The sequence below is a fragment of the Thiothrix nivea DSM 5205 genome (genome assembly GCF_000260135.1).
GTDB classification, from domain to species: Bacteria; Pseudomonadota; Gammaproteobacteria; order Thiotrichales; family Thiotrichaceae; genus Thiothrix; species Thiothrix nivea.
Genome location: NZ_JH651384.1, coordinates 2,425,976 through 2,451,042 on the forward strand (window position 1 = coordinate 2,425,976; position 25,067 = coordinate 2,451,042).

Annotated in this window: 28 protein-coding genes and 3 pseudogenes; 15 read left to right on the top strand and 16 right to left on the bottom strand. The window is 55.8% G+C overall.

Annotated features, from left to right (window positions below):
• The first annotated feature begins 20 nt into the window (after positions 1-20).
• The 5 genes from THINI_RS12230 (at position 21) to THINI_RS12250 (ending at position 1,763) form a co-directional block, all read left to right on the top strand.
• Positions 21-284, top strand: coding sequence for a type II toxin-antitoxin system TacA family antitoxin (locus THINI_RS12230; protein ID WP_002708888.1), 264 nt, complete (start codon positions 21-23; stop codon positions 282-284).
• On the top strand, positions 272-778 hold the full coding sequence (locus THINI_RS12235; protein ID WP_002708889.1) for a GNAT family N-acetyltransferase: 507 nt from the start codon (positions 272-274) through the stop codon (positions 776-778). Before THINI_RS12230 ends, THINI_RS12235 begins: the two co-directional genes overlap by 13 nt.
• Before the next feature lie 94 nt (positions 779-872).
• The gene (locus tag THINI_RS12240; protein WP_002708890.1) at positions 873-1,118 is read left to right on the top strand and encodes a hypothetical protein; all 246 of its coding nucleotides are present in this window, start codon (positions 873-875) and stop codon (positions 1,116-1,118) included.
• Positions 1,119-1,317: 199 nt separating this feature from the next.
• Positions 1,318-1,506, top strand: coding sequence for a hypothetical protein (locus THINI_RS12245; protein WP_050988046.1), 189 nt, complete (start codon positions 1,318-1,320; stop codon positions 1,504-1,506).
• A gap of 77 nt (positions 1,507-1,583) precedes the next feature.
• Positions 1,584-1,763 carry a hypothetical protein gene (locus THINI_RS12250; protein WP_002708891.1) on the top strand — a complete coding sequence of 60 codons (180 nt, stop codon included), beginning with the start codon at positions 1,584-1,586 and terminating at the stop codon, positions 1,761-1,763.
• Positions 1,764-1,766: 3 nt separating this feature from the next.
• On the opposite strand, the gene THINI_RS12255 is transcribed toward THINI_RS12250, so the two are convergent.
• Positions 1,767-2,645 carry an IS982 family transposase gene (locus tag THINI_RS12255; RefSeq protein WP_002708892.1) on the bottom strand — a complete coding sequence of 293 codons (879 nt, stop codon included), beginning with the start codon at positions 2,643-2,645 and terminating at the stop codon, positions 1,767-1,769.
• Positions 2,646-2,949: 304 nt separating this feature from the next.
• On the opposite strand from THINI_RS12255, the gene tnpA reads away from it, so the two are divergent.
• The 4 genes and pseudogenes from tnpA to THINI_RS12275 all read left to right on the top strand — a co-directional run bounded on the left by tnpA (position 2,950) and on the right by THINI_RS12275 (position 5,986).
• On the top strand, positions 2,950-3,297 hold the full coding sequence (tnpA, locus tag THINI_RS25710; protein WP_002706643.1) for an IS66 family insertion sequence element accessory protein TnpA: 348 nt from the start codon (positions 2,950-2,952) through the stop codon (positions 3,295-3,297).
• Positions 3,297-3,665: an IS66 family insertion sequence element accessory protein TnpB gene (gene tnpB, locus THINI_RS25715; protein ID WP_002706841.1), complete on the top strand. Its 369-nt coding sequence runs from the start codon at positions 3,297-3,299 to the stop codon at positions 3,663-3,665. The genes tnpA and tnpB overlap by 1 nt, the downstream gene beginning before the upstream one ends.
• Positions 3,666-3,699: 34 nt before the next feature.
• Positions 3,700-5,323: pseudogene (gene tnpC / locus THINI_RS12270) on the top strand (IS66 family transposase).
• 51 nt (positions 5,324-5,374) lie between these two features.
• The gene (locus THINI_RS12275) at positions 5,375-5,986 is read left to right on the top strand and encodes a nucleotidyl transferase AbiEii/AbiGii toxin family protein (protein ID WP_081485841.1); all 612 of its coding nucleotides are present in this window, start codon (positions 5,375-5,377) and stop codon (positions 5,984-5,986) included.
• 32 nt (positions 5,987-6,018) lie between these two features.
• Here THINI_RS12275 and THINI_RS12280 read toward each other — a convergent pair whose 3' ends face one another.
• Together THINI_RS12280 and THINI_RS12285 are read right to left on the bottom strand one after the other, a co-directional pair.
• Positions 6,019-6,240, bottom strand: a complete 222-nt coding sequence (locus THINI_RS12280; RefSeq protein WP_002708893.1) for a toxin-antitoxin system HicB family antitoxin — start codon at positions 6,238-6,240, stop codon at positions 6,019-6,021.
• Positions 6,240-6,674, bottom strand: coding sequence for a putative toxin-antitoxin system toxin component, PIN family (locus tag THINI_RS12285; RefSeq protein WP_002708894.1), 435 nt, complete (start codon positions 6,672-6,674; stop codon positions 6,240-6,242). The genes THINI_RS12280 and THINI_RS12285 overlap by 1 nt, the downstream gene beginning before the upstream one ends.
• Positions 6,675-6,763: 89 nt before the next feature.
• On the opposite strand from THINI_RS12285, the gene THINI_RS12290 reads away from it, so the two are divergent.
• From THINI_RS12290 to THINI_RS26025, 3 genes are all read left to right on the top strand, one after another.
• The gene (locus tag THINI_RS12290) at positions 6,764-7,003 is read left to right on the top strand and encodes a GNAT family N-acetyltransferase (RefSeq protein ID WP_002708895.1); all 240 of its coding nucleotides are present in this window, start codon (positions 6,764-6,766) and stop codon (positions 7,001-7,003) included.
• A gap of 288 nt (positions 7,004-7,291) precedes the next feature.
• Complete coding sequence (locus THINI_RS12295) at positions 7,292-7,876, top strand: FAD-dependent oxidoreductase (protein WP_211206979.1); 585 nt, start codon at positions 7,292-7,294, stop codon at positions 7,874-7,876.
• A 91-nt stretch (positions 7,877-7,967) separates the two neighbouring features.
• Positions 7,968-8,087, top strand: coding sequence for a 4Fe-4S binding protein (locus tag THINI_RS26025; RefSeq protein ID WP_245536694.1), 120 nt, complete (start codon positions 7,968-7,970; stop codon positions 8,085-8,087).
• Positions 8,088-8,212: 125 nt separating this feature from the next.
• Here THINI_RS26025 and THINI_RS12300 read toward each other — a convergent pair.
• The 11 genes and pseudogenes from THINI_RS12300 to THINI_RS12345 all read right to left on the bottom strand — a co-directional run.
• A pseudogene (locus THINI_RS12300) lies at positions 8,213-8,897 on the bottom strand (IS1595 family transposase); the annotation flags it as partial.
• Between the two features lie 10 nt (positions 8,898-8,907).
• The gene (locus THINI_RS26610; RefSeq protein WP_081485729.1) at positions 8,908-9,441 is read right to left on the bottom strand and encodes an IS630 family transposase; all 534 of its coding nucleotides are present in this window, start codon (positions 9,439-9,441) and stop codon (positions 8,908-8,910) included.
• Positions 9,442-9,455: 14 nt separating this feature from the next.
• The gene (locus tag THINI_RS26615) at positions 9,456-9,836 is read right to left on the bottom strand and encodes a helix-turn-helix domain-containing protein (protein ID WP_040838909.1); all 381 of its coding nucleotides are present in this window, start codon (positions 9,834-9,836) and stop codon (positions 9,456-9,458) included.
• 257 nt (positions 9,837-10,093) lie between these two features.
• Complete coding sequence (locus THINI_RS12315; RefSeq protein WP_002708896.1) at positions 10,094-10,780, bottom strand: response regulator; 687 nt, start codon at positions 10,778-10,780, stop codon at positions 10,094-10,096.
• Complete coding sequence (locus THINI_RS12320) at positions 10,746-12,050, bottom strand: DUF4118 domain-containing protein (protein ID WP_040839422.1); 1,305 nt, start codon at positions 12,048-12,050, stop codon at positions 10,746-10,748. The genes THINI_RS12315 and THINI_RS12320 overlap by 35 nt, the downstream gene beginning before the upstream one ends.
• Positions 12,051-12,159: 109 nt before the next feature.
• Positions 12,160-14,187: a solute symporter family protein gene (locus THINI_RS12325; RefSeq protein ID WP_002708898.1), complete on the bottom strand. Its 2,028-nt coding sequence runs from the start codon at positions 14,185-14,187 to the stop codon at positions 12,160-12,162.
• Between the two features lie 12 nt (positions 14,188-14,199).
• Entirely contained in the window at positions 14,200-14,505 is a 306-nt protein-coding gene (locus tag THINI_RS12330) for a DUF485 domain-containing protein (RefSeq protein WP_002708899.1), read from the bottom strand.
• Between the two features lie 262 nt (positions 14,506-14,767).
• The gene (locus tag THINI_RS27315) at positions 14,768-15,268 is read right to left on the bottom strand and encodes a KUP/HAK/KT family potassium transporter (protein ID WP_425358297.1); all 501 of its coding nucleotides are present in this window, start codon (positions 15,266-15,268) and stop codon (positions 14,768-14,770) included.
• A 36-nt stretch (positions 15,269-15,304) separates the two neighbouring features.
• Positions 15,305-16,755 (bottom strand): annotated as a pseudogene (locus THINI_RS27320) (KUP/HAK/KT family potassium transporter); the annotation flags it as partial.
• Positions 16,756-16,833: 78 nt separating this feature from the next.
• A complete protein-coding gene (locus THINI_RS12340) occupies positions 16,834-17,763 on the bottom strand; it encodes an EF-hand domain-containing protein (RefSeq protein WP_002708901.1) in 930 nt (309 codons plus the stop codon).
• Positions 17,732-18,307, bottom strand: a complete 576-nt coding sequence (locus tag THINI_RS12345) for a LemA family protein (RefSeq protein WP_002708902.1) — start codon at positions 18,305-18,307, stop codon at positions 17,732-17,734. The genes THINI_RS12340 and THINI_RS12345 overlap by 32 nt, the downstream gene beginning before the upstream one ends.
• Positions 18,308-18,423: 116 nt before the next feature.
• Here THINI_RS12345 and THINI_RS12350 point away from each other — a divergent pair, with 116 nt between their 5' ends.
• The 3 genes from THINI_RS12350 to THINI_RS12360 all read left to right on the top strand — a co-directional run bounded on the left by THINI_RS12350 (position 18,424) and on the right by THINI_RS12360 (position 24,372).
• The gene (locus THINI_RS12350) at positions 18,424-18,975 is read left to right on the top strand and encodes a chalcone isomerase family protein (RefSeq protein ID WP_002708903.1); all 552 of its coding nucleotides are present in this window, start codon (positions 18,424-18,426) and stop codon (positions 18,973-18,975) included.
• A 30-nt stretch (positions 18,976-19,005) separates the two neighbouring features.
• A complete protein-coding gene (locus THINI_RS12355) occupies positions 19,006-19,893 on the top strand; it encodes a DMT family transporter (RefSeq protein ID WP_002708904.1) in 888 nt (295 codons plus the stop codon).
• 72 nt (positions 19,894-19,965) lie between these two features.
• Positions 19,966-24,372, top strand: coding sequence for a CHAT domain-containing protein (locus THINI_RS12360; protein ID WP_002708905.1), 4,407 nt, complete (start codon positions 19,966-19,968; stop codon positions 24,370-24,372).
• Here the strand turns inward: THINI_RS12360 and THINI_RS12365 are convergent.
• A complete protein-coding gene (locus THINI_RS12365; RefSeq protein WP_002708906.1) occupies positions 24,369-24,731 on the bottom strand; it encodes a HepT-like ribonuclease domain-containing protein in 363 nt (120 codons plus the stop codon). The two genes, THINI_RS12360 and THINI_RS12365, sit on opposite strands and share 4 nt — an antisense overlap.
• Complete coding sequence (locus tag THINI_RS12370) at positions 24,728-25,018, bottom strand: nucleotidyltransferase family protein (protein WP_002708907.1); 291 nt, start codon at positions 25,016-25,018, stop codon at positions 24,728-24,730. Before THINI_RS12370 ends, THINI_RS12365 begins: the two co-directional genes overlap by 4 nt.
• Between the last annotated feature and the right edge of the window lie 49 nt (positions 25,019-25,067).

Sequence of the window (25,067 nt, forward strand, 5' to 3'; positions counted from 1 at the left end):
TTTGCAAAGAGAATCATGCCATGTCCACTTCCATACTCAGCGTCCGCGTCAACGAAACCGAGCGCAGCTTGCTTGAAGCAGCCGCAAAACAGGCGCACACCACCCTGAGCGAATTCGTGCGCCGCAAAGCCGTGGAGTCCGCCGAACTGGAGGTCATGGAGCGGCGTATCATCGAAATCCCCGTCGCCTTGTGGGAGCAGTTTGAAGCCTGGCTGGATGAGCCTGCCAAGGAAATCCCCGCCCTGAAACGTCTGGCCGCCAGCACCCCAGTATGGGAAAAATAAGCAAACCCCGCCCGTTGGCGGAAGATGATGAGCGTAATGATTTCGATTGCGGCAAGCTTTCTCTGAATACCTGGTTTCAGCGCCATGCATGGAGAAACCAGCAGTTTGGCATTTCCCGTACCAACGTCATTTGTGACATGGCGTCAGGTAAAGTCGCTGGTTTCGTTTCCCTGACGGCTGTGGAAATCCGCCGTGAATTCCTGCCCAAATCCCAGCAGCGCAATCGCCCCGAAGCCGTTCCCGCCATCCTGCTTGGGCAACTGGCGGTTGATCTGGAGTATCAGGGGCAAGGGCTGGCAAAGTCGCTGCTGTTCTTCGCTTTCAGGACTGCGGTGCAAATCAGTGAACAGATTGGCTGCGCCTGCATGATCACGCATCCGCTGGATGATGGTGTCCGCGCGTTTTACCGGAACTGGGGATTTGAAGACACGCCGTTTGACCCGAACCGGTCGATGATGGTGCGGATCAGGGATTTGAAGGAAAGCGGGTTTTGATCCTCAGCCAGACAGACAATCCGTTCGTTTCACAACCTTTGTCACTGACTGATTGCTGGCATAGAATCGGAGTAATTCAAAAGGAAGTATTGCCATGTCCATCACAGAATTACTGCCTGAAGTCACCTCGCTTCCCCATGCCGACAAATTCCGGCTGGTGCAGATACTGCTTGAGCAACTGGCGAAAGAAGAAGGCATTGCCCTGCGTTCTCCTGCCTCGGGCGAAGCGCCCAAGCCGGTTGGCCGCGTCTATCACAGTGGGAGGAAGGATGTTTCCGCTACTGCCCGTTCCAGACTGTTCGAAGGCCGCGCCGAAGCCATATCATCATTCCCGATCTGATTCTATGGAGGTTGGCTGTCTACTGCGCAAATCTCATGTGTTATCGTTTTGTTGACATCAACAAAACGATAGTCTTTGGCTATTTTTTAACTGTTGCAAATTTTGCAACAACTACTTTTGCCTGAAATGCATCCAACCATTTTGTTGGCGTAAACAAAATGGTTGATCTGGCTTATCAGGGGAAAGGCTGGCAAAGTCGTTGCTGTTCTTCGCTTTCAGGATTGCGGTACAGATCAGCGAACAGATTGGCTGCGCCTGCATGATCACGCATCCGCTGGATGATGGTGTCCGCGCGTTTTACCGGAACTGGGGATTTGAAGACGCGCCGTTTGACCCGAACCGGTCGATGGTGGTGCGGATCAAGGATTTGGAACAAAACGGGTTTTGACCACGAAACCAGAAAATTACCCCAGCTAATCTTTTCTGCTATCTTTGTGAAAGCACAAATAAAGCAGGAAACACGCCATGCCAGCCACTATCAACCGCAAGTTTTACCCTGAACTCGACAGGTTGCTGTGGGATGTCCATTGTGAAACGGTTGACCCCGAGTTTGCTTTTCGTGTGTATGAGGAGCGTTGGGGATTCGTTCAGGAACAGAATCTGAGCGTTGAAGAGCAAAAGCTGATTAACCTGAGTTTTGCATAAACCTTATGCCGTGAGCATGACTTCTTCCATTGCCCATTTCAAGGACGGCTTTTTGGGTTGCCACGTATAGGCAATCAGGCCACAAATCAGATTGACCATGAAGTTGGCGATGCTGCGATGCCGGGTATGCTCAATCTGTGAGATATTTTTCAGTTGGTCGTTGACTGTCTCAATCAGCGCCCGCTTACGCAATAGCAGCTTGTCTTCCAGGGGCAGCAGTTGGTTCTTCATGTTTTTGCGTACCCGTGTGATCAGTTGCAAACCTTGTTCCATCAGGGTTTCAAACAACTTTTTGGAAATGTAGCCCTTGTCACCGAACAGTTTGCCCACCAGTCCGCGCGCCAGTTTGGGGACGGGCGCGCGGTCATCGGTATTGGCGGGTGTTATCTGGAAAGCCAACAACTCCCCCCGGTCGTTGATGACCAGATGCAGTTTGAAACCGTAAAACCAGCCCGTTGAGGTTTTGCCGCGTTTCGCCACCTTTTTGAACACTTTGTGGCTGTGGATACGGCGGTTGTGGCATACCGCAATGGAAGTGGCGTCCACAAAACTGATCCCGGTTTGCTCGCCACGCCGCCCCATCAGGTAAACACACAACGGGATCAAGGCGGTCGGTGTCAGGTAAACAAACCGGGAGTAGCTGACCAGTTCCGGGAAGGCCGAATGCAGCTTGTCCCGCTGGTACAGGTAGTAATGCTTGAAACAGCGGTAGCTGGAGCGGTGGAAATACACCAGGATCGTCATGATTTCACTTAGCGCCAGCTGCTGTGTACGCTGGCGCTGGCGTTCACCGCTGGCCAGTTGGCGGCGGTTCCACTCCGGCACGAACTGCTGGCAAAAATCGTCTATGTCGCAGAATAATTCCAGTAAGCTGTCTTCCATGGCTTCCGTTCCTTTGGCTGTTTGGTGGTGTGGTTATCTCAAACATACCATGGGGACGGAAGCCTGCCCCGCTTAAGCAAAACTCAGGTTGATTAAGGATTTAACCCGCTCCATCGGGCAGGGCATTTTCGCTCCAGCGTTCGGAACCGTGCGCCATGCCTGATTATCAACTCCCGCACCATCGCCTGATCATTGATGCTCTGGAGCAATTCGACGGTAAGCGCTTCTAAATCCCCCTCCTTTCAGCGCCCCACGTAATCCCGGACACTCAGCCCATCAGCAACAGATTGCATGGGAGAACACGATGAATCCAGGTCAAGATGGGCGTCTGGCGTACTGGCAAGCCCAGCTCCAACGCTTCCAGTCCTCCGGCCTTTCCGGAGTCCAGTATTGTGAACAGGAACAGTTGAGTTACCACGGCTTTGTCTACTGGCGGCGCAAATTATGCGGTACGGCGGGCAAGCCGCCCGGGGATGGCAAACGCCCGGTATTGCCAGAGCCTTCCGGTTTCGTGACTGTCCGCCCGGCGCAGCCGGGGACAGACGCCCGGACGGGCGATGGCCTGGAGCTGTCCCTGCCGAATGGCCTGGTGATCAGGAATATCCACCCCGGCAATGTGGCCTTGCTGCGCCGGTTGCTGGGGCAGTTGTAATGGCCCGTTATTTCCGCCCCGCCGGGGAGATGCCGGACATTTACCTTTACCGCCCGCCCATTGATTTCCGCAAGGCCGCCCAGGGGCTGGCGGCGATCGTGGCGCAGGAATTGGGCCACGACCCGTTTGCCGGGGCGCTGTACGCCTTCACCAACCGCCAGCGCACGAAAATCAAATGCCTGTATTGGGAAGACAATGGCTTTGTGCTGTATTACAAAGCCCTGGCGGAAGAGAAGTTCCATTGGCCGCAAACGGGGGATGGCGGGGTGATGGCGCTGACGGCCCAGCAGATCAACTGGCTGCTGGACGGTTATGACATCAGCCTGCTCAAAGGGCATAAAAAGTTGTGCTACGGGGCGCTGTTTTAGCGACTTATCCTGATGATTTGTTATCATTTAACCCATGGATTTAGCACCGCCGCCAGCCCCCAAAACCACATCCCATAGCGACCTGGACGCTGCCCGCCTGCGCCAGTTGCTGGCGCAGCAAGAGGCGGAATTTGCCGCCGTCCTGAAACAGCGTGACCACCATATCCAGCTCCTGGAAGAAATGCTGCGCCTGGCCAAAATACAGCGGTTTAGCGCCCAGTCTGAAAAGCTCCCCTTCCAGATTGACCTGTTTGATGAAGCCGAGTTGGCAACCGCGCTGGAGGACATCGCCGGACGACTGCCGGAGGCGGAACCCGCCAGGCCCCGCCCCAGCCAACGCCAGCGCGGCTTCCCGCCCGGGCTGAAGCGCCAACGGGTGGAGCTGTTGTTGGGTGATGCGGAAAAAGCCGGGGCGACCCGCACGTTTTTCACCAAGGTCAAGGAAGAGCTGGACTACACCCGGCGCAACTGGTGGTGCTGGAATACTGGCAGGAAAAGCCGTGTTTGCCGCCGGGGCCAGCCAGGATCCCGCCCCGGCAACGGCAGATGGCGGGCCAACGCTGGTCGCCGCCGCCCGTCCGCCCATCCGTTGGGCAAATGCCATGCCAGCCTCAACCTGCTGACGCAGGTCATCATCGCCAAATACGCCGATGGCCTGCCCCTGTACCGCCTGGAGGGCATTTTCAAACGCCACGGCGCGGAACTCAGCCGCAGCAGCATGGCCCACTGGATCATCCGTCTGGAGGACAGCTTCAAACCCCTGCTCAACCTGCTGCGCGAAACCCCAGAACAGCGGCGCTTACCTGCAAGGCGATGAAACCCGCATCCAGGTGCTGAAGGAGGACGGCAAAACCGCCCAGGCCGACAAATGGATGTGGGTGGTGCGGGGCGGCCCGCCGAACCAGGTGGCGGTCTTGTTTGAATACGACCCCAGCCGGGCGGGGAGCGTCCCCGAACGCCTACTGATGGACTTCCACGGCATTTTCCAGGCCGACGGCTATTCCGGTTACGCCGCCGTGTGCCGCAACAACGCCATCACCCGCATTGGCTGCTGGGACCATGCCCGCCGCAAGTTCGTGGAGGCCGTCAAGGCGGCGGGCGGCAAACAGGCCCGTGGCAAACCCACCCTGGCGGATATTGCCCTGGGCATGATCCGCAGGCTCTACCGCATCGAGGACAACATCAAGGGCCTGGACACGGCGGAGAAATACCGCCTGCGCCAGCAGTTGAGCGTGCCCCTGCTCAACGAACTGAAAACCTGGCTGGAAACGCAGGTCGGCAAGGTGATGAAAGGCGGCCTCACCCGCAAGGCGATGGAATACTGCCTCAACCAGTGGGAATACCTGAGTGGCTACTGCCAACGCGGCGACCTGCATATCAGCAATGTGCTGGCGGAGAACGCCATCCGTCCCTTTGCCGTGGGCCGCAAAGCCTGGCTGTTTGCCGACACCCCGCATGGCGCGCGCGCCAGCGCCGCCTGTTATTCCCTGATTGAAACCGCCAAGGCCAACGGCCTCGAACCGTATGCCTATATCCGCTATCTGCTGGAGCATATCGCCCAGGCCGACACCCTGGAAAAATGGGAGGCCCTCCTGCCATGGAATGTGCCGCTGGAGAAATGTGCGAAAAAAGTCCCTTTTTTTGACAAGGGCAAGTAGGGCGATTTAACGGCGCTTACATTCGACGCGAGCTTTTTCACCCAACACAATATTTGTTTTGGTGGCGGAACCCGCATTGCCTTGGAACTGGATGAGTACCGCGAATCTGTCGATATTGATTCTCTGTGTCCCAACAAGGATGCCTACCGGGCAGTGCGTGAGCAGGTAACGAATACCTCCCTCGGCGCGTTGGTCAGGCAGGAGTTTGAATATGTGCGCGAGATTCGCGCCGACCGTTATGCTGTCCGCACCTTTCTCAAGCTGGGCAACACACTGGTCAAACTGGGAATCGTTAGTTGCGATGAATACCGGTTGGTGGCGGGTGCTGACCCGAACCTGTTCCCGCTGCCTTACCTGTCACGCGAATCCTGTTTCATGACCAAACTGCTGGCAAACGCCGACCGGGCGCTTGCCCCGCCATTCAAGGATGTGTTCGATCTGGTTGCAATGACTCTGGCATGGGGCGAAATCCCGCCAGCAGCATGGCAGGAAGCCGAACGGCAATACGGCAGCGTTCCCCGCAAAGCCTTACGGACATCACTGGAAGACATGCTGACGCGGCCTGCCTTGTACCTGGAATGGGCGGCAGATATGAAGATGAAACCGGATTGGGCGCAACGAATTGTGACAGAAGGCGCGCAAAGGTTGCATTCTGTTACATGACAAGAGCTTCTTCCAGTATCCGCCGTTTCCCATCACTCCGCATAGTGCTTGTCCAGCTTATCCAGAACCGCCAATCCTTCCTCGACATCGCCACGCGCCGCCCGTAGCCGAAAACGGGTTTCAGCATCCGTTTCCGTGAGAATGCGGGTGGCGAATTCCTCAAACAGTTTATTCAGACTGACACCACGCCGAGTCGCCAGGGTTTTCAGGCGGGTGTGCTGATCGTCGGGTAGCCGGATTGTCATGGTAGCCATCAGTTTGCCTCCTGTAATGTCTGTAAAAATGCCGCCGCTGTTACGACCTGAATTTCCGGGAACTGCAATTCATGCTGCCGGAAATCGCGGATATTGCCTGTCACCAACCATTGGGCGTTGCCTGCCACCGCGAGTTCTAGCAAATGGTTGTCGGCTTCGTCTTGCAGGTTAGGCCGCCAACGGTAATAGATGTTCACCCACTGGCAGCGGGAAAGGAATGCATTGAACAGTTTGTCCCGCTCATCCATCGTTGTAGGGCAGCTTGTAAACAAGTCTTCTCGCGCCATGATGTCTTCGTATTCAAGATACAGCGCATTGCCTATCAGGGGTTGGACTTGCCCCATCAGGCAGCGGCGTAACACTTGCCTTGGTGAAGTATCGGGTTTCATCAAGGCTGAGATGAAGACGTTGGTGTCGATAACGGCGGTAATCATGTGGCCATGATAGCTGATGTGCTGTCATTTTTCACCAGACAAGACGATGCTTGCGAAGAAATGTCTGGCCGCCAGTATGGAAAAAATAAATGCAACCGGCGGTTGATCTGGAGTATCAGGGGCAAGGGCTAGCGAAGTCGTTGCTGTTCTTTGCTTTCAGGACTGCTGTGCAAATCAGCGAACAGATTGGCTGCGCCTGCATGATCACGCATCCGCTGGATGATGGTGTCCGCGCGTTTTACCGGAGCTGGGGATTTGAAGGCACGCCGTTTGACCCGAACCGGTCGATGGTGGTGCGGATCAAGGATTTGCAGCAGAACGGGGTTTGATCCTTGGTGATTTTCGGTTATTAACCCTTGATGGCGGCAAACAGGCTGTCAACGGAATAGGATTGCTGCCACGTCTGACGGTCAAGCGTGTAGTTGCCCTGGCCTTTGTCGTATTGCTGGATGAAACGGATCAAGCCCACCACTGCCAAGGCTATTGCGCATGGTTTTCACCGCCTCTGCTTCCATATGAATACGCGGTTCGGCCTGATCATCGAAAGGCCGGTGCAGGCAGCAGTTGTCAAGGTATAGCTTCATGCTGGACAGTATATCAGAGAAAACATCGATCATATGTGGAGTGAAAGACACCGCCGCACCCGCGAAAAAATGCCCGCGCACGATTTCGAGGCCAAGGAGGCGCTGGAGGAAGGCGTGAAGCTGAAGTGGCTTTCCACCATCACCGAGGCCGGGGAGGGCAGTATCACGATTGAGAAAATGGCGCTGGACGAGAAAGGTTTCCCGCAACCGACCGGCGAATTCGAGGAATTGCCCGCTGATTCGGTGGTGCTGGCGCTGGGGCAGAACGTGGAACAGAGCCTGCTGGAGCGCATCCCCAATCTGGAAACGAAGTGGGACAGCGTGCAGACCGACGCGGTGATGATGACCAGCCATGACAGCGTGTTTGCCGGGGGCGACATGGTGGCGGGCAATGACCGTACCGTGACCATGGCGGTCGGGCATGGCAAGAGGGCAGCGCGCGCGATTGATGCGTGGCTATGTAGCGAGCGTTATCAGCCAGCGGCCAGGCATGAGCTGGCTACCTTCGAGCGCCTCAACACCTGGTATTACGCCAACGCGGAAAAGACCGTGCGCCCGACGCTCGACATCATTCGCCGCCAGTCCACCTTCGACGAAGTGGTGGGGGGGGCTGGATGAGGGCAATGCCTTGTTTGAGGCGCGGCGTTGTTTGTCGTGTGGGAATTGTTTCGAGTGTGATACCTGCTACGGCGTGTGCCCGGATAGCGCAGTGATCAAGCTGGGGGCGGGCAAGCGGTTCCAGTTTAATTACGACTACTGCAAGGGGTGCGGGCTGTGTGCGGAGGAATGTCCGTGCGGGGCGATTGCGGTGGAGTTGGAGGAGAAGTAGATGCATTCAACCTACAAAGGCAAGCAGGGAAGCTTGCCTTTGTATTTACGCAAATTGAATGTATAGACAGTTCTGAATATCGAATGGCCTGAAAACTTAAAAGGCTCAATATGCGTTTCAGGGTCTTATCCCAACAGCAGCGAAAGCAAGGACTGTAAGGCAGCTTGCCCCCGTTTCCTGATGTTGTGAAGAGACTCGAAGAATGCAAGGTAACACGGTAGCTTTTCTTGTGAGATCCCCCGATGAGGTCGTAACCATGAGCGTAACAGTGACCAAAAACCTTCCATCGTATTGACGTGGACTTCATGGAAACCGTCACCATCTTCGTCACGGGCATATTCGCCTGCGCCATGGTTGACGGTTTTGTGGGCATAGCCCCATTCTTCCAATCGGCTGTAAATGTTGTACTCATCGGTGTAGACCAGCGTGCCTGCTGCCACCGTTTCCACAATCAACGGCTTGATCGTCGTCTGTTTCACATTCGCCAGCATACGGATCACGACCTCCCCGGAACGCTGGATCATGCCGAAAATGGGTGGTTTGTCCTTTTCCAGTGTCCCACGCCCCGGCGCACCTTTCAGGGCGCGGCGGCGACCTTCACGCCCAGCATCCGCGACGGCTTCGGGGTTTCCCTTGTGTCCAGCCTTGACATAAACCTCATCAAATTCAACATTCCCAAACAGGTTTACTGGCGTTTTTTTTCTCGACACCACGCCGTAACTGTTCCGTCATCGCCTGAACATCATCCTTGTTCAACCCCAATTCGCGGGCGATTTGTTGGTTGGACAGGTTCAACGACATCAGGTATAGTCTTTTCATTTTAGTCGGCTACACTTTGTCTGTTGAATGCGTAATCAATCGCGTCGTCCAGGGTGCTACCTTTTCCCATGGCCAGACGCGCATAATGTTTCAAGGTTGCCCAGCATTGCTCGATGGGGTTGAGATCAGGCGAATAAGCGGGTAACTGAATGATACGAATCTGGTATTTCATGGCAATCGCCTCCAGGTCACCGCCTAAATGGAAGCTCGCATTGTCCCAGACAAGCACATAAGGTTTGGGCTTTTCCTGACCTTGCTGCAACGATTTTCCCAAGGCTTCCAACCATTGTTCAACAATCATCCGGTTAATGTTGCCGGTCACTACCCACGGCATTTGCCAGCTTTGATCAGAGGCGCGGATAGCGCTGATCCAGTTGCGTTTATGTCCCCGGCCTCCAGGGCGGGGGATGTCACAAGGCTCCCCTTTTTTTGCCCAGCCCCACTCATAGCGTTCGGTACTGTAGAATCCTGCCTCGTCCGCAAACAGGATATGATCCTGACCGTATTTTTTCTCCAGATGCCCAAGTAGCCACAGGAAAACCCAGCGGTCTAGCGGTTTGGCTTGCTGGTAGAAAGAACGTTTTTTTTATGGCTCCAACCGATCCGTTGCAGCCATTTATGCAGGCCACGATAAGAAATGGCCTTGCCATAATGCGCTTCAAAGCGTGGCAGCAAATCCTCGATGCGTTCAAACGGGGTTTCGCTCTCCACCCATTGCCGAAAAGCTTCAACGTCTTTCACCTTATGGCTGTGCCCAGGGCGGGGATGTGTCCGGGGTTGGAGGCTGCCGGTTTCTTCCCTCAGGGCCAACCATTTGTCCAGGGTGCTGCGGGCTATGGAAAACGTCCCACAAACGTGGGATTTATGTTTGCTCTTGTCATAGGCAGCAACAACACGTTCACGGAGATCCTTAGAGTAGTAAGTCGGCATGATGAAGGATGGGGAAGTTGATCATCCGTCCTATTGTAGCTGACTAAAATGAAAAGACTATATACCGTCGGCAATTCAGTTTTCGGTTTTTCCATTTTCAATAATACTTTATTTATCAAAAACTTATGAATTTTTACAAAACCGAACTTTGAATTGCTGACGGTATACATTGCTCATCATGGCTATATCCTCCGTTCACTGCTCCAAGCCCATCACAAACGCAATAAACGCAACACACCTAACTTAATACAAAACACTCACAGCACAAACCGATACCCCACCCCCGTTTCCGTCAGCAAATGCCGTGGCCTGGCCGGGTCAGCTTCCAGTTTCTGCCGCAACCTGCCCATGTAAATCCGCAAGTAATGCGCATCGTCGGAATGCCCCGCCCCCCACACTTCGCGCAGTAGTTGCCGCTGGGTCAACACTTTGCCCGGCTGGGCGAGCATGACAGTCAGCAGGTGGTACTCGCGCGGGGTCAGGTGGACGGTTTCCCCGTCACAGGTAATCAGGCGGTTGGCGCGGTCAACCACCACGCCATTGAATTCGATGATGGCATGGGTATCTTCGCTACGCTTTTCGCGCCGCCGCCGCAATGCCCGCAGCCGCGCCAGCAGTTCCGCCACACTGAAAGGTTTGGCGAGGTAATCATCCGCCCCCATGTCCAGCGCTGCCACCTTGTCGGCTTCCAAGTTACGGGCGGAAAGCACCAGCACCGGCACATCCGACCAACTGCGCAGGGTACGGATGAATTCAAGACCGTCAGCATCTGGCAAACCCAGGTCGAGAATGACTGCACTTGGGCGGTATTCGCCCGCCAACCCCAACCCCCCGGCAACCGTGGGCGCTTCCAGCACCTTGCAACCTTCGCTTTCCAATGCGGTGCGCAGGAACTGGCGGATACGCGGCTCATCTTCCACAATCAGTACGGAATTGCCATTCATGGCACAAACTCCTCTTCCAGCTCTTCGTCTTCATCCAAGGTTGGCGGGGGTTACCCAGGGGCAGGGAAAAACGGGCGCACGCGCCGCCACCCAAGCATTGTTCCAGTGTCAGTTCGGTATTGTGCGCTTTCAGGATGGCCGAGCAAATGGCCAGCCCCAACCCACCCTTGGCCCGTGCTGCCATGGGCTGGCCGTCTGCCAGCATGTCCGCCGGGAAACCGGGGCCACGGTCACGGACGCAGATGTCTGCCCACCCCTCAGTGACGCTAGCGCTCAGCTCAATGGGCGCGCCCGCTGGCGTGTATTTGGCGGCATTTTCCACCAGATTGCCGATGACCCGCTCCATCAGCACGGCATCGAATTCGAGCAAGGGGAAATCTGTCGGGATCGCGACCGTAAGCGGGTGGCTTGCCAGTGAAGGCTCCAACAAATCCAGTGCAGTACCAGTGACATCCGCCAGCGACTGCCATTCCTTGCGCAAGCGCAGCTTACCTGAAGACAAGCGCGCCAAATCCAGCAGTTTGCCCACCATGCCCGCCAAGCGCACGGATTGTTCGTGCACCGCCTCCACCATGTCCTGCTGCGCAGGTGACAGCGCCTGACCTTGCAGGTTCAGGGTTTCGGTCAGGCCGACCAGCGCCGTCAGCGGGGTACGCAAGTCGTGGGAAAGCGATGAGAGGATGGAATTGCGCAGCCGCTCCGATTCCACCTGCAAATGGCTGGCGTGCGCCAGGTCGGCGTAATGCAGGCGTTGGCGGGCAATGTCCAGCAGGGAAGCGGTGGCGGCATTGGCCGGGTAATGGGCGGCGATGGCATCCACCTGTGCCAGGTCGCCCGCGCCCGCCAGTTCCCGCGCCATCCGGTACAGTGAACGGGTGCGCTCCTCGCTGGCCAGTAATTCCCGGTTCTGGGTCAGTAGCCGCGCTGCCAGTTGCCCGGTCAGCAAGGCGACCAGCAACATCACTACCAGCATCACGCTGTATTTGAGGCTGTTGGTCAGCAGCGCATATTTGGGCGGGACAAAGAAAAAATCGAATAGGAAAACGGCCAGCAGCGCCGCCGCCAGTGAAGGCTTCTGCCCCAACCACAATGCGCACAGGAACACTTCCAGCAGGAACAGCATGACCACGTTGGCGTTGCCCATATCGTCATGGAAGGGGAAGGTCAGCGCCGCGACCAGCAAGGTTGCCAGGCAAGCCACCGCATAAGCTTGCCAGCCCACGATGCTGCCGGGCTGCAAACGCAAAAACCGTATCTCAGCGTTGCTCATCAGCATATTCCTCGGCAACCCACCTGTTGCCATGATCACCCTCTTGCGCCCGCCTCACAAGAAAAACCCCCGCACCAGGCGAGGGCTTTTCACAGGGGAGGTAAACCCTTTAGTGGGCGTGCGCTGCTTCAGCACCGATACCGGTGTTCTGACGCACGTAGAGTTCATCCCACATTTCTTCAGAGCGACGGTCACGGGTGAACAGCGAGAGCAGGATCGTGACCAGGAAGCCCAACGGGATGGAGATCAAACCCGGGTTCTTCAACTGGAACCAGGGCTTTTCCAGGCCCATCATGCTGGTTTTCTGACCTTCAAATTTCTTCAGGTCGTCTTCCGCAGCCTTGATGGATTTCTCCAGACCGGCGATTTCCTTTTTCTTGGCGGTAACAGCCGCTTCATCGGTCAGGCCAGCCAGTTCGCCATTGGCTGTTTCCAGCTTGGCGCGCGCACCCGGTTTGGCGTCCTTGGCAGGGGAAGCTTTCACTTCCTTCTTGCAGTCAGCGCCAGCAAACAGTTCACACATGAAACCACCTTGTGCCGGGGAAGCTTCCACCGCTTCCTTGGCTGGCTCGCCCTCCAGTACCTTGTTCGCATCAGCAATCTTGGCCAGCGGGTAAGTCATGTTGGGGGACATCATCACCAGATAGATTGCGGAGAATGCACCCACCAGCATCCCGGTAACAATGCCCCAGGTGTTGGCCTTCTTCCAGTACAGGGTCAGGAACACCGCTGGCAGGTTGGAAGACGCCGCCACCGCGAACGCCAGCGCCACCAGGTGCGCCACGTTTTGCCCCTTGGCCGCGATACCGACGTAAATGGCCAGCGCACCGACGATACCGGTAGCGATACGGGCAGCAGTGATCTGTTCTTTGGCTGTCGCGTGATCGCCACGGAATACGCCCACATACAGGTCATGAGACATGGCGGAAGCAGAAGCCAGCACCAGACCGGCAACCACCGCTACGATAGTGGCAAACGCTACCGCCGCAACGAAGGCCAGGAACAGGTTGCCAAGCATGGACTCAGGGCCGCCACCAACGAACTGTGCCAGTAATGGAGCAGCCATATTGCCGCCCTTGTCCAGACCCGCGATAGCCGCAGGGGTTACTTTCATCGCAGCGCCCAAACCCAGGAACAAGGTCAGCACATAGAAACCACCGATGATACCCATCGCCCAGATAACGGACTTACGTGCATCCTGCGCAGTCGGTACGGTGAAGAAGCGCATCAGGATGTGCGGCATACCCGCAGTACCCAGCACCAGTGCCATACCTAAGGAAATCTGGTCAATCGGATTTTTCAGGTACAGCCCCGGTTCCAGGAAGCGTTGACCCAGCTCCGCCGGAGACATGGTGGTAGCTGCATCACCAACCAGTTTGGCCACCTGTTTCTGTACATCAGGGTTATCTACTACTGCTTGCAGGAAGCCGGGGAAGGAGAAACCATAATGACCCCAGGTAAACATAACCAGCAGGATGGAAGCCGTCACCAGCAGGATCGCCTTGATGATCTGCACCCAGGTGGTTGCTTTCATGCCACCGAAGACCACGTAGGTCAGCATCAGGATGCCTACCACAATAACGGAAACTTCATAGTCGATACCGATCAGGGTTTTGACCAGAACGCCACCGCCTACCATCTGAGCCGTAAGGTAGAAAGTGGAAACCGTAACAGTGGAAATCGCCGCCACGATCTTGGCTGCTTTCGGGTTGTTACGGAACGCCAGAATGTCGCCCAGCGTGTATTTACCGATGTTACGGCAGGGTTCGGCAATCACCAGCAATACGGTGATATACGCCACCAGCCAGCCCACGGAATACATGAAGCCGTCATAACCGTACAGGGAAATCAGGCCAGCGATGCCCAGGAAGGAAGCCGCAGACAGGTAGTCACCCGCAATCGCCCAACCGTTCTGCACGCCGGTAACGGAACGCCCGGCAGCGTAGAAGTCGGTCGCGGAATGGGTCTGTTTGGCCGCGCGGTACGTGACGTACATGGTCAAGCCGATGATGGCACCAAACACCAGGAAGGTCAGCCACTTGAACTCATCCGCCACCGCGCCGCCTTCCGCCAGCGCGGACTGGCTCGCCAGCAGCGTCGACAGCAAGGCAAAGGAACCCCACAATGTTTTCTTCATGCTCGTTTCCTCTTACTTGATGGTTTTGACGATTTCAGCCGACATGGCATCGAAATCACGGTTGGCCTTGCGGGTGTAAACGTAGGCAATTGTCCACGCCACCACAAACTCAGACAGGGCGAACAAGATGCCAAAATTGACCGGCCCCCAGATTTTGGTCTTGAACAAATCCTGATAATAAGCAGCGCCGATCGGCAGCAGGAAATAATACACGACTGAAATGATCATCAGGCTCCACAGGAAGGTGGTCTTCTTCCGGTGTAACGCCTGAAAGCGCGGGTCGCTATCAATTGCGGCCCAGTTGGGTGTTGATGCCATTAAATGACTCCTCCGTTTGCTGGATAAAACCTCTCGAAAAACTGCTCACCGTGGCGTTGGCAGCGCTAACAATGCGCCCCAGAATCAGTGTTTTTTTGAAATTGTCGACAATCTTCTCTTTGCCTGGGCGACATACCCCATCAAACCGGCAAGCTTCATGCCTCGCCAGGGAAACTTGTCGATCATGGCAATCATGTCACCCAGTCCATAAAAAAGGTGTAAACGCGCTGTAGTAAGCGCGGTAAAAACTGCGGAGGGAATATCAACGGGGTTGCAAGCGGATTTGTGTACCGATTTCCACCACCTGTTCCGATGGCAGGTTGAAATAAGTGGCTGTGCTTTCTGACTGGCGCGTCATCCACCCAAACAGCAGGCAACGCCAACGCGGCAGGACACCTTCACAACCGGTAATGGAAGTGCGCGCCACAAAAAAGGTGGCGTCGGGCGGGATTTCCAAATGATAACGCACTGTACCACCCAGGGCGGCAGACAAATCCGGCTGCTCGCGGAAGCCAAACCTTACGGAGACTGTGTAAATGCCTTGCGCCAACCCTACCACATGCAGGCGTTCATCCGCGGGGATGTAAGGCACTTCCTCATTATCAACGTGCAGGAAAATGACCTGCTGGTGCATCACCTTGTAATGGCGGATGTTGTAAAACAGGCGGCTGGGAACCAGGTTGGGGTTGGAAGCCAGATAAACCGCCGTCCCCGCCACCCGCTGTACATCCGGTGGGTTGGCCGTGAACTGGCGGATGGTCATGTTGATTTTCTTGCGGTGCTCTGCCACCAGTTCGCTGCCACGTTTCCAGGTCGTCAGCAGCACGAACACGCCGATCCCGAACAGCACGGGGAACCAACCGCCATGCCCGATCTTGGCAAGGTTGGAAGCGAAAAACATAACCTCAAAACCGATACACGCCAGCACCACCCCTATAATCAGCCTGCGCAACCGCTGGTTGGGGCGCGCCTTCGCCACCACGAAAATCAGCAGGCTGGTAATGATCATGGTGCCGGAAACCGCAATCCCGTAAGCTGCCGCCAGCGCGCCGGAAGAACCAAAGCCCAGCACCAGCAACACCACCCCCAGCAACATCAGCCAGTTGACACTGGGGACATACACCTGCCCGCGCTCGGTGTCAGAGGTATGGCGGAAGCGGATGCGCGGCAAATAGCCCAAGCGGATGGCCTGCAAGGTGATCGAATATGCCCCAGTAATGGTTGCCTGGGAAGCAATCACCGTCGCCACCGTTGCCAGCATTACCAGCGGAACTAGGCCAGCTTCAGGAGCCAGCAGGTAAAACGGGTTTGCCACTGCTTCCGGCTCACGCATGACCAGCGCCCCCTGGCCAAAATAGTTCAGCAACAGCGACGGGCTGACCAGCCCGAACCACGCCAGCCGGATCGGCTTGGCACCAAAATGCCCCATGTCGGCATACAGCGCCTCGCCCCCGGTCAGGGCCAGGAACACTGCGGACAGTAAGATGAAAGCGGCGACCGGGTGGTGCAGGGTAAATTCCAGCGCATACCAGGGGTTAAGCGCCTGTAACACCCCCGTGTCTGGACGATGTTAACCACCCCCAACGTACCCAGGGCCACAAACCACAGCAAGGTCAGCGGCCCAAACAACCTGCCGACCTGGGCTGTGCCAAATGACTGGATCAGGAACAAACTGATGAGGATCGCAAGCGTGATGGGAATAACCAGATGATCAAGGTGTGGGGCCGCCACTTCCATCCCCTCCACTGCTGACAGCACCGAAATCGCCGGGGTGATCATGGCATCGCCGTAAAACAGCGCGGCGGCGAACACGCCGATGACGGCGACCACTTTCGACCATTGCGGCAGGGTGCGGCGGGTGTGGCGGTGCGCCAATGCCTGCAAGGCCAGCACCCCGCCTTCGCCCTTGTTGTCGAAGCGCAGCACCAGCCACACATACTTGATGGAAACAATCAGCGTCACCGCCCAGAACAGCGCCGACAACGCCGCCAATACATTGGCATGGGTAGGAAGCAGGCCGTGGACTGGGGCAAAAGCTTCCTTGAAAGCATACAGCGGGCTGGTGCCGATGTCGCCATAAACAACGCCAAGCGCGCCCAGGGTCAGCGCGCCGAGTTTTTTCCGTGAGGCATGGCTGGTTTGCATGGGAATAGGATAGGCAGATTTACGCTTGTCCGCACCCAAATGGGCGTTGCCGTGGATAGGGAAGCTTCCGGCTCCGGTAGACAGTCTGGGAAAACTGCTTTTCATGACACTTGATCCATTGAAGGTACGCCCGGATTTTGGTCCTATACATATAAAAATACTGTAAAGAAGAACCCACGCCGGTCAGGCCAGATGCAAGCCAGCCAGCACCACCAGCCAAGCAGACAGGTGCAGGAACGCCGCCCAGCGGTAATGCCGCGCCAATTCATCCGGGGGAATATTGGTGATCAGGAACAACTGCCCAGCCCGCGCGCCATCCATCACGTGCGTGGCGGGCGTGCGTTGCTGCTCGCGGATGTCATCCGCCACCCAGCGTTCCGCTGCTTGCCGCACTTGCTGCCATTCGTCCGCATCAATCTGGCCGTTGCCATTGGCGTCGAAGTTTTGCAGCAATTGCTGGCGGTCATGTTTCCAGTTTGCCAGCACGGTTGCCAACCGTTCGCGCCGGTCAACCACCTGGCTGTCAACACGCTGGGTGCGCAGCTCGCCTAATACGTACAGGGTCTGGCCGGGGTAGATGGCTTTTAGCCAGGAAAAATGCGTGTCGCCGGGGCGGGTGACGATTTCGGCCTGGCGCGGGTACAGCAGGCAACGGCCTTGCCCATCATCCAGCACAAACGGCTCGTCTTCCACATAACCCGGTAGCCATACCGTGACCGGCAAGTGTGGCAAGCCACGGGAGGCTTCACCCTCCGGCAGCGCCGCCACGCCTTGCAGTTCCACATAGCCTTGTGCCCCGCTGCTGAGGCTGGAGGTGGGCGTATCGACAATCAGGCGGTAGCGGCGGAACAGGCCAAGGGCAAACAACAGGCTGAGGGTAGCAGACAGCAGCAGCCAGGGTTCCCCAGCAGAGCGGTACAACCAGTAAACAAAGCCAACCCATGCCACGGCGAAACCCGGTGCGGCAGCCAAGTTCATGACCCCACCCCGGCGCACGACCGCCAGGCGCTGGTTATCCATCACCTGATACCAGTCCAGCCCGTCGCGGTCACGCTGTGGCTGGCTGACGGTCAGGCTCAGCTCAGGAAGTAAAGTGCGCAGCCACATCCACATCACGGGTTTCCTCGGCAGCAAAGCTCATCAGGCGGAAACGCTTGAAACTGAACGCCTTGGCGATGACCACATCGGGGAACTGTTCGATGCGGGTATTGTTGATGGCGGCAGAGTCGTTATAGAACTCGCGCCGGTCGGCAATACTGTCTTCCAGCCCGGTAATACGTTCGCGCAGGTGCTGGAAAGAATCACTGGCTTTCAGTTCAGGGTAGGCTTCCGCCACTGCAAACAGGTTGCCGAGGCCGATGCGCAGTTCCCGTTCCGCCGTACCCAACGCCCCCATATTACCGGTTTCCAGCGCGGTGGAAATGCGGCTGCGGGCTTCCATCACCTTTTGCAGGGTGGCTTGTTCGTATTGCATGTGCTGCTTGCACACCGCCACCAGCTTGGGCAGTTCAGCGTTGCGCTGCTTGAGTAATACATCGGTGTTGCTCCAGGCTTTTTCGGTATTGTTTTTCAGCACGACCAACTGGTTGTAGAGCAAGATGCCCCACAGCAACAGGCCGCCGAGCAGGGAAAGGAAGATCAGGATTCCGGTATTCATGGCTTTATTGTTATCAAGGGTTTGCTTGGGGTGAATTACAGTCTAGCAGCTAGCAGGGGCAAGGCCAAAGTGGTATAGATAAGCGGTTATCACCACAGAAAAACGAGGAGGATGGTATGCGTACCCTGTTGAAATTCTGGCTGGCGCTGCTGTGCCTGTTGCCGTTTGCTGTGCTTGCCGACGGCAACGCCAACAACTTCCCCGCCCAGCAAACCTTCGCCGGGCAAGCCCTGACCCTGAATGGCAAGGGCATCCGCACCAAGCTGATGTTCAACCTCTACACCGCTGGTTTGTATTTGCAGGGAAAAAGCACCGATGCAGCCGCCATCCTCGTTGCCGACCAACCGATGGCGATGCGGCTGGAAATCACTTCCGGCATGATCACCAGCGACAAGATGGAAGAAGCGGTGCGCGAAGGCTTCAAGAAATCCACTTCCGACCCACACATCCAGCCGCGTATTGAACAACTGATCGCCGTGTTCAAAGCAGAAATCAAGGAGAGGGATGTTTACGATTTCGTCTATAACCCCTCCAGCACCATCATTATCAAGAACGGCAAGCAGACAGCGACCATTGCGGGAGCCGACTTCAAGCAGGCATTTCTCGGTATCTGGCTGGGGGATAACCCAGTACAGGCCAGTTTGAAGAAGGCATTGCTGGGGCAGTAGGCGGCGTTTCCATCACGACCCAAAGCAAACTTGAAAATTAACCCCGGCCTGCTTGCCATCCTCCTGACCGTTGCCGCTTCGTCGATACTGGCGGGTATGGATTCGCTGGGGAAAATCCTGATGCGCGATTTTTCAACCTTTCAGGTGACCTGGGCGCGTTTCCTGTTCCACAGCATCCTGGTGGCGCTGGTTTTCTGGTGGCAAGGCCAGCGGGATTTCGTGCACACCCGCGCGCCCAAAACCCAGCTGTTGCGCGGCCTGTGCATGGTCGGCGTCAATACCTCACTGTACATGGCCATCAAGACCGTCAGCCTGGCCGAGGCAACTGCCCTGATGTACCTTTCACCGGTGCTGGTCACCTTGCTGGCGGGTGTGTTGCTGGGGGAAAAGGTCATGCCACGCCATCTGGCCGCAGTAGCTGCCGGTTTCAGCGGGGTGCTGGTTATCATCCGCCCCGGTTTCCAGAGCTTTGAACCGGCGCTGCTGCTGGCGTTTTTCGCCTCATTCCTGCTGGCGCTCTATTTTCTGCTGACCCGTAAGGTTGCCCTTGTCGATAACCACCGGACTTCGCTGTTTTATACATCGATCGTTGGGGCGGTGGTGCTGAGCTGCATCGTTCACTGGTGGTGGAAAACGCCAGAACCGTGGCAGTGGCTGCTGCTGGCTTGCATGGGGATGCTCGGCGCCAGCGGGCATTTCCTGCTGATCAAGGCTTACAGCCTGCTGCCCGCGTCAGAACTTTCGCCGTGGCTGAATGCGCAGGTGGTGGCTGCCACGCTGTTCAGTGTGTTCCTGTTCCATGATGTGCTGGGATGGAATTTCTTTGTGGGAACTGGGCTGATCGTGGGGGCGGGTATGTTGCTGTGGCTGCACAACCGGCGGATGATTCGAAAACTGGATGATGAGTGCCGCGCGTAAACAAAACGAGCGTTCAGTCCCATCAACAAACCTTTGCTATACTGTTGAAAACCTCAGCGCAAAGGGCTTGTTATGAGCGCAGATTCCCGTCATGTTTTTATTTCGCACTCTGCTGCCGATGATGCATTCGTCCAGGCATTGTGTGAAAAGCTGGAACTCCACCATCTCAATATTTGGGTCGATTCACGTAATTTACGTGGTGGCGACAAACTTTGGCCTGAGGTTGCAGAAGCCATCCGTACTGCCCGCTATGTAGTGATGGTGATCAGCGCCAATACGGTCAATTCATCGTGGGTACGCAAGGAAGTTCGTCTGGCAGAGCAGGAAGGGATAACGGTCATCCCACTATTATTGCCCGGTATTCTGCCTGCTGCTTTGGGCATGTGGTTTGACGAAGAACCAGCAGGTGAAAAAATCGAGCTGGATATTGGCTCGTTGCAGGAAGCCATGCCGCGCATCCTCGCCGCCCTTGGCGAACGCCTGCCCGACGATCTGCCGCCAAAGCAGGAAATTGCCAACAAACCCATCGCCGAACTGCTGCTGGAACTCTCAGAACCCACCTTCACCCGCGATGCTAACGGCGCGGAACAACTCAGCGCCCGCGCAGTATTAACCTACATTCCCACCGATGTCAGCAAGGAACGCCCGGTGGAAAGCCGCCCGTTCCGTTTCACCGCGCCCATCGGCCAGATTGAGCAGGACGAACTGCGCTGGTATCTGGAGGAATATTACCGCTGGCCAGTCGGCCTGTTCCGCGAACGGGCGGAGCGCACCGAGGCGCAATTGCCGGAATGGGGTAAAGCCCTGTTCGCCGACAGTCTGGGGCAAGCCGTCTGCCGCGAACCGCTGAGCGCATGGCAACAAGTGCGCGGCGAAGTTGAGCGGCGCTTTTCGGTACAAGTCGACGCCAGCATCCTGGAAACCGGTGAGGACGCGCAAGCCAACGCCAACGAAGCCGCCAGTCACCTGCAAAGCCTGCCGTGGGAATTGCTGCGCGATGACGCTTACCTCTGCGACGGGGCGAATCCGGTGCGCATTCGCCGCCGCCTGCCGAATTTCAAACAGCAACCGCCCAGCATTACCGAACTGCCGATCCGCATCCTGCTGCTGAGTCCGCGCCCGGAGGAACCCGGCGTTGGTTACATCGACCATCGCGCCAGCGCCTTGCCGCTGGTGCAGGCGGTGGAAAGCCTGGGCGATCTGGTGCAACTGACGGTGCTGAGTCCGCCGACGCTGGCGGCGCTGGAGCAGGAGCTGCACCGCGCCCGTGATGCGGGCATGGCTTACGACGTGCTGCATTTTGACGGGCATGGCGTGTACGACCAACAGTACGGGCTGGGGGCGCTGTGTTTCGAGAATCCGAATGACGCCAACCAATTGGAAGCGCGGCGCAATGAGCTGGTGCACGCCGACAAGCTGGCCAAACTGCTGAAGGATTTCCGCATTCCGCTGGTGTTTCTGGAAGCCTGCCAGACCGCGCAGGCCGAAGCCGACCCGAATGCCTCGGTCGCGGCCAGCCTGCTGGAGGAAGGCGTGACCTCGGTGGTCGCCATGACCCACAGCGTGTTGGTGGAAACCGCGCGGCGTTTCGTCACCGCGTTCTATCAGGCGCTGGCGCAGGGGCAGCGGGTCGGCGCGGCGATGCTGGCGGGGCAAAAGACGCTGCTGCGCAACACCTACCGCCTGCCGATTCCCGGCGCGGGCGACCTGCATTTGCAGGACTGGTTTGTGCCGATCCTGTATCAGGAGCAGCACGACCCGCAGTTGTTCACGTGGCTGCCCTCCGCGACTGCGCAAGCCATGCAGGCGCGGCAACAGCAAACCCGACTGGGCAGGCTGCCAGAGCCGCCAGGCCATACCTTCATCGGGCGCAGCCGTGAGCTGCTGAAAGCCGAGCGTTTGCTGGAACAGCAACCCTACGCCGTGATTCGCGGTCAGGGTGGGCAGGGCAAGACCACGCTGGCGGTGGAACTGGCGCGTTGGCTGGTGCGCAGTCGCCGGTTTGACCGTGCCGCGTTTGTCAGTGTCGAACAATACACGCATGACCGTGCGGTGCTGGATGTGCTGGGCAAACAGTTGGTGCATGAACATTTCAGTGTGGCTGAACACGGCGACGATAAGGCTTTGCAACTGGTGCAGCGGGAACTGGAAAACAGCCACACGCTGGTTGTGGTCGATAATATGGAATCGTTGCTGGCGGATGCGACCAATTCGCAACCGGTGTTGCAGCTTCTGGCGAAGCTGGGGAACCCTCACCCCAACCCCTCTCCCCGAGGGAGAGGGGCTAACGCGGACTCTGGCTCCCCCTCTACCGCTTGGCGGGAGAGGGGGCTGGGGGGTGAGGGTCTTCGCCTCCTCTTCACCACCCGTGAGTCGTTGCCGGAGCCATTCCACCACAAAGCCCGCGAAATCGAACTCGGCGCATTGAGCCTGGGCGACGCCAAGGCGCTGGTGATGCAGGTGATGAATAACGAAGGGCTGAGCCTGCGCCATGATGATCAGGGCAATACGCCGCAGGAAGTGGATGCTCTGGTGGAAGCGGTAAAAGGCCATGCGCGGGCGCTGGTGCTGCTGGCGCGGGAACTGGCGCAGCGCGGGGTGACGGCCACCACCGCGAATGTGCGGGCGATCATGCAGGAGCTGGAACAACGCCATCCGGGGCAGCGCGAACTATCGCTGTTCGCCAGCGTGGAACTCTCCCTGCGGCGGCTGTCGCCGGACGTGCGCGAGCAGATTGCCGGGCTGGCCGTGTTTGAGGATGGAGGGCACTGGATAAGTCTTCAAGATGTAATGGGACTTGATGAAAAACAATTTTTCACTATTACTGGCTCTCTAATAGATGTTGGCTTAATTAAAATTGAAGGAGAGCATGGGTATATTAAGTTTGATCCTGCTTTGACGCCATACTTGGATTTAAAATCAGACGTTAAAACTCGACAAAAGTACCAGGATCGTTGGCTGAATACCATGGGTGTCTTTGTGGACTTTCTGTACGAACAACACTTTCAAGACAGTAGACTGCAATCTAATCTTCTTCAATTAGATATGGCTAATTTAATAAAATACTTATCTATTTTAGCTGATAATGCAAAAACAGAAGAAAGCTTTGCTTCTTTATTGTTCGAAAAAGTGCAAAAAATTGAAACTTTATTTTATCACTTCCATAAAGGTGATGTTATTGGTGTTTTTGCTAAATGGAGAAGCATTGCTGCAAGTTATTTCAAAGAATGGAATCATTTGAGTTTTCAGCAGGAACGTATGAAGATTGAATATTTACAGAGCGTTGGCCAATGGGTTCAAGCGTATGAAGATGCCATGTCCCTATTGTTAATGAGTGAAGCCAAGGGGGAAGATGCTTATAATGAAGCTAAATATGATTTGGCAATGGCAAATGCTCTTGTTGGAAAGGCAATGAGAATGATTGGCAAACCCTCTGATGCTCTTTCATTTTTAAAAACGGCGCAGAATCAATTTAGAGAGCTAGGTGATGACGCGCAACAAATGCAAAAAAATATTACATCTGAACTGGGTCATTGTCTTTTTCTCGTGGGATATTTTAGTGAAGCAGAAAGAGCCTATAAGGAATCATTAGAGTATGATGAAAAAAATCAAAATTTTAGAGGTATTGCAATAAGTAAATCCTATCTGGCAAATATTGAATTATCAAAAAATCAATACGAAACAGCTATATCTTTGTATCAAGAATGCTTGTTAATATTTAATGATCTTGGTGAGCCTGCTGCAAAAATAATATATCAAATTGGTATGGTCTATAGGCACTTGGGCAAGTATTTAGAAGCGGAAAAGGCATATAGAAAAGCACTGGAAATTGAAACCAAAATAAAGAATGTTCTCGGTCAAGCACATTCTTTGCATGAACTTGGAAATCTTTACAATGATGCAGGGAATCCTGGACGAGCAATTGATTTTTATTTTCAAGCATCTAATGCTTATGCGGATTGCGGGGAATTAAGCGCAGAATGTTTGGCTAGAAGTCATTTGGCAGAGATGTGGTTCGAAATGGGGGATTATGGTGAAGCTTATTCCGAGGCCAATAAGGCAATTGGCATGGGAGAAAATCAAGGACATGAAGCTTTGATCTGGAAGTCATTTGAATTATTACATCGACTAGAAGAAAAGATGGGCAACTTGAAAGAAGCACATCAGGCTTGGCGGCAGGCATTAACGGCATATTTAGCGTATAGACGGGACGGAGGAGAAAACAATGAAAGTGGTGGATGTTTGGCTTTGGCAGTAAGACGGGCAATACAACAGGGGGATATGGAGGAAGCCCAGCAGCTGCTTGATACAGAGCTAGTTGATGAATCATGGGGCGAACATAAAAATTTTCTGAACAAGCTACAAACAATTATCGCAGGGGAGCGGGATTTGACTTTGGCGGAGGATGATAGTTTGCATTACTCGCTGGCGGCTGAACTAATATTCCTGCTGGAACAATTACAGGAAGCAGGAATTTAATCCGCCTTCATCACGCCGCTGATCTGCCCTTTCAATTCCGGCAGATCATCCTGAATCGTCTGCCACACCGTGCGGGCATCTACCGCAAAATAACCGTGCGCCAGCCGGTTCCGCATGGCGTACATGGCTTCCCACGGAATATTGGCATGTTGCTCCGTAAACGCCGGATCGTTTTCAGAAATATTCCGGGCAGCTTCGCCAATGATCTCGATATTGCGCACAACCGCATCCAGTATCAGGCGACTTTCCTGAAAGGCCGGATAGTCCATGCTGCTGGTGTAGGCTTCAATCTGCTGGATGGCGTCCAGAATGTGCCGCAAATAATCCGGCGTGCGCAGGTTTTTCTTGCTGGTTTTCATATGGCGACGGCAGTTTTCAGCACTTCATCGCGGAAGCTGGGCGACAGGAAATCAGGCGTCAGCACATCCACCTTGACCCCCAGTTTCTTGCGCAAGGCGCACTCAATCTTGGCAAGGTCGAGCAGGCTGGTCTCCGGGGTCGGCTCCACCAGAATATCCAGATCGCTGTCCTCGGTATCTTCCTGGGTCAGGACGGAGCCAAATATACGCGGGCTGGAAGCACGATGCGCAGCAACCGTTTGCCGGATGAAATCACGGTAAGTATTAACAGCTTCCGAAGGGCGCATCTGGTCAGTCTCCCGATGGTTTACGTGTCAGGCCAGTATAGCACGCCAC

Bases quoted from the DNA above. Each gene is read 5' to 3' on its own strand.
- THINI_RS12280 (WP_002708893.1), bottom strand. From the start codon at position 6,240: ATGGCTACCATGACAATCCGGCTACCCGACGATCAGCACACCCGCCTG.
- tnpA (WP_002706643.1), top strand. From the start codon at position 2,950: ATGAATCCAGGTCAAGATGGGCGTCTGGCGTACTGGCAAGCCCAGCTC.
- THINI_RS27315 (WP_425358297.1), bottom strand. From the start codon at position 15,268: ATGACCATCCGCCAGTTCACGGCCAACCCACCGGATGTACAGCGGGTG.
- THINI_RS12330 (WP_002708899.1), bottom strand. From the start codon at position 14,505: ATGGCATCAACACCCAACTGGGCCGCAATTGATAGCGACCCGCGCTTT.
- THINI_RS12295 (WP_211206979.1), top strand. From the start codon at position 7,292: ATGTGGAGTGAAAGACACCGCCGCACCCGCGAAAAAATGCCCGCGCAC.
- THINI_RS12365 (WP_002708906.1), bottom strand. From the start codon at position 24,731: ATGAAAACCAGCAAGAAAAACCTGCGCACGCCGGATTATTTGCGGCAC.
- THINI_RS12320 (WP_040839422.1), bottom strand. From the start codon at position 12,050: ATGAGCAACGCTGAGATACGGTTTTTGCGTTTGCAGCCCGGCAGCATC.
- THINI_RS12255 (WP_002708892.1), bottom strand. From the start codon at position 2,645: ATGGAAGACAGCTTACTGGAATTATTCTGCGACATAGACGATTTTTGC.
- THINI_RS12340 (WP_002708901.1), bottom strand. From the start codon at position 17,763: ATGTGGATGTGGCTGCGCACTTTACTTCCTGAGCTGAGCCTGACCGTC.
- THINI_RS12230 (WP_002708888.1), top strand. From the start codon at position 21: ATGTCCACTTCCATACTCAGCGTCCGCGTCAACGAAACCGAGCGCAGC.
- THINI_RS12345 (WP_002708902.1), bottom strand. From the start codon at position 18,307: ATGAATACCGGAATCCTGATCTTCCTTTCCCTGCTCGGCGGCCTGTTG.
- THINI_RS12235 (WP_002708889.1), top strand. From the start codon at position 272: ATGGGAAAAATAAGCAAACCCCGCCCGTTGGCGGAAGATGATGAGCGT.
- THINI_RS12285 (WP_002708894.1), bottom strand. From the start codon at position 6,674: ATGATTACCGCCGTTATCGACACCAACGTCTTCATCTCAGCCTTGATG.
- THINI_RS12350 (WP_002708903.1), top strand. From the start codon at position 18,424: ATGCGTACCCTGTTGAAATTCTGGCTGGCGCTGCTGTGCCTGTTGCCG.
- tnpB (WP_002706841.1), top strand. From the start codon at position 3,297: ATGGCCCGTTATTTCCGCCCCGCCGGGGAGATGCCGGACATTTACCTT.
- THINI_RS12250 (WP_002708891.1), top strand. From the start codon at position 1,584: ATGCCAGCCACTATCAACCGCAAGTTTTACCCTGAACTCGACAGGTTG.
- THINI_RS26615 (WP_040838909.1), bottom strand. From the start codon at position 9,836: ATGCCGACTTACTACTCTAAGGATCTCCGTGAACGTGTTGTTGCTGCC.
- THINI_RS12325 (WP_002708898.1), bottom strand. From the start codon at position 14,187: ATGAAGAAAACATTGTGGGGTTCCTTTGCCTTGCTGTCGACGCTGCTG.
- THINI_RS12370 (WP_002708907.1), bottom strand. From the start codon at position 25,018: ATGCGCCCTTCGGAAGCTGTTAATACTTACCGTGATTTCATCCGGCAA.
- THINI_RS12360 (WP_002708905.1), top strand. From the start codon at position 19,966: ATGAGCGCAGATTCCCGTCATGTTTTTATTTCGCACTCTGCTGCCGAT.
- THINI_RS12315 (WP_002708896.1), bottom strand. From the start codon at position 10,780: ATGAATGGCAATTCCGTACTGATTGTGGAAGATGAGCCGCGTATCCGC.
- THINI_RS12290 (WP_002708895.1), top strand. From the start codon at position 6,764: ATGCAACCGGCGGTTGATCTGGAGTATCAGGGGCAAGGGCTAGCGAAG.
- THINI_RS12240 (WP_002708890.1), top strand. From the start codon at position 873: ATGTCCATCACAGAATTACTGCCTGAAGTCACCTCGCTTCCCCATGCC.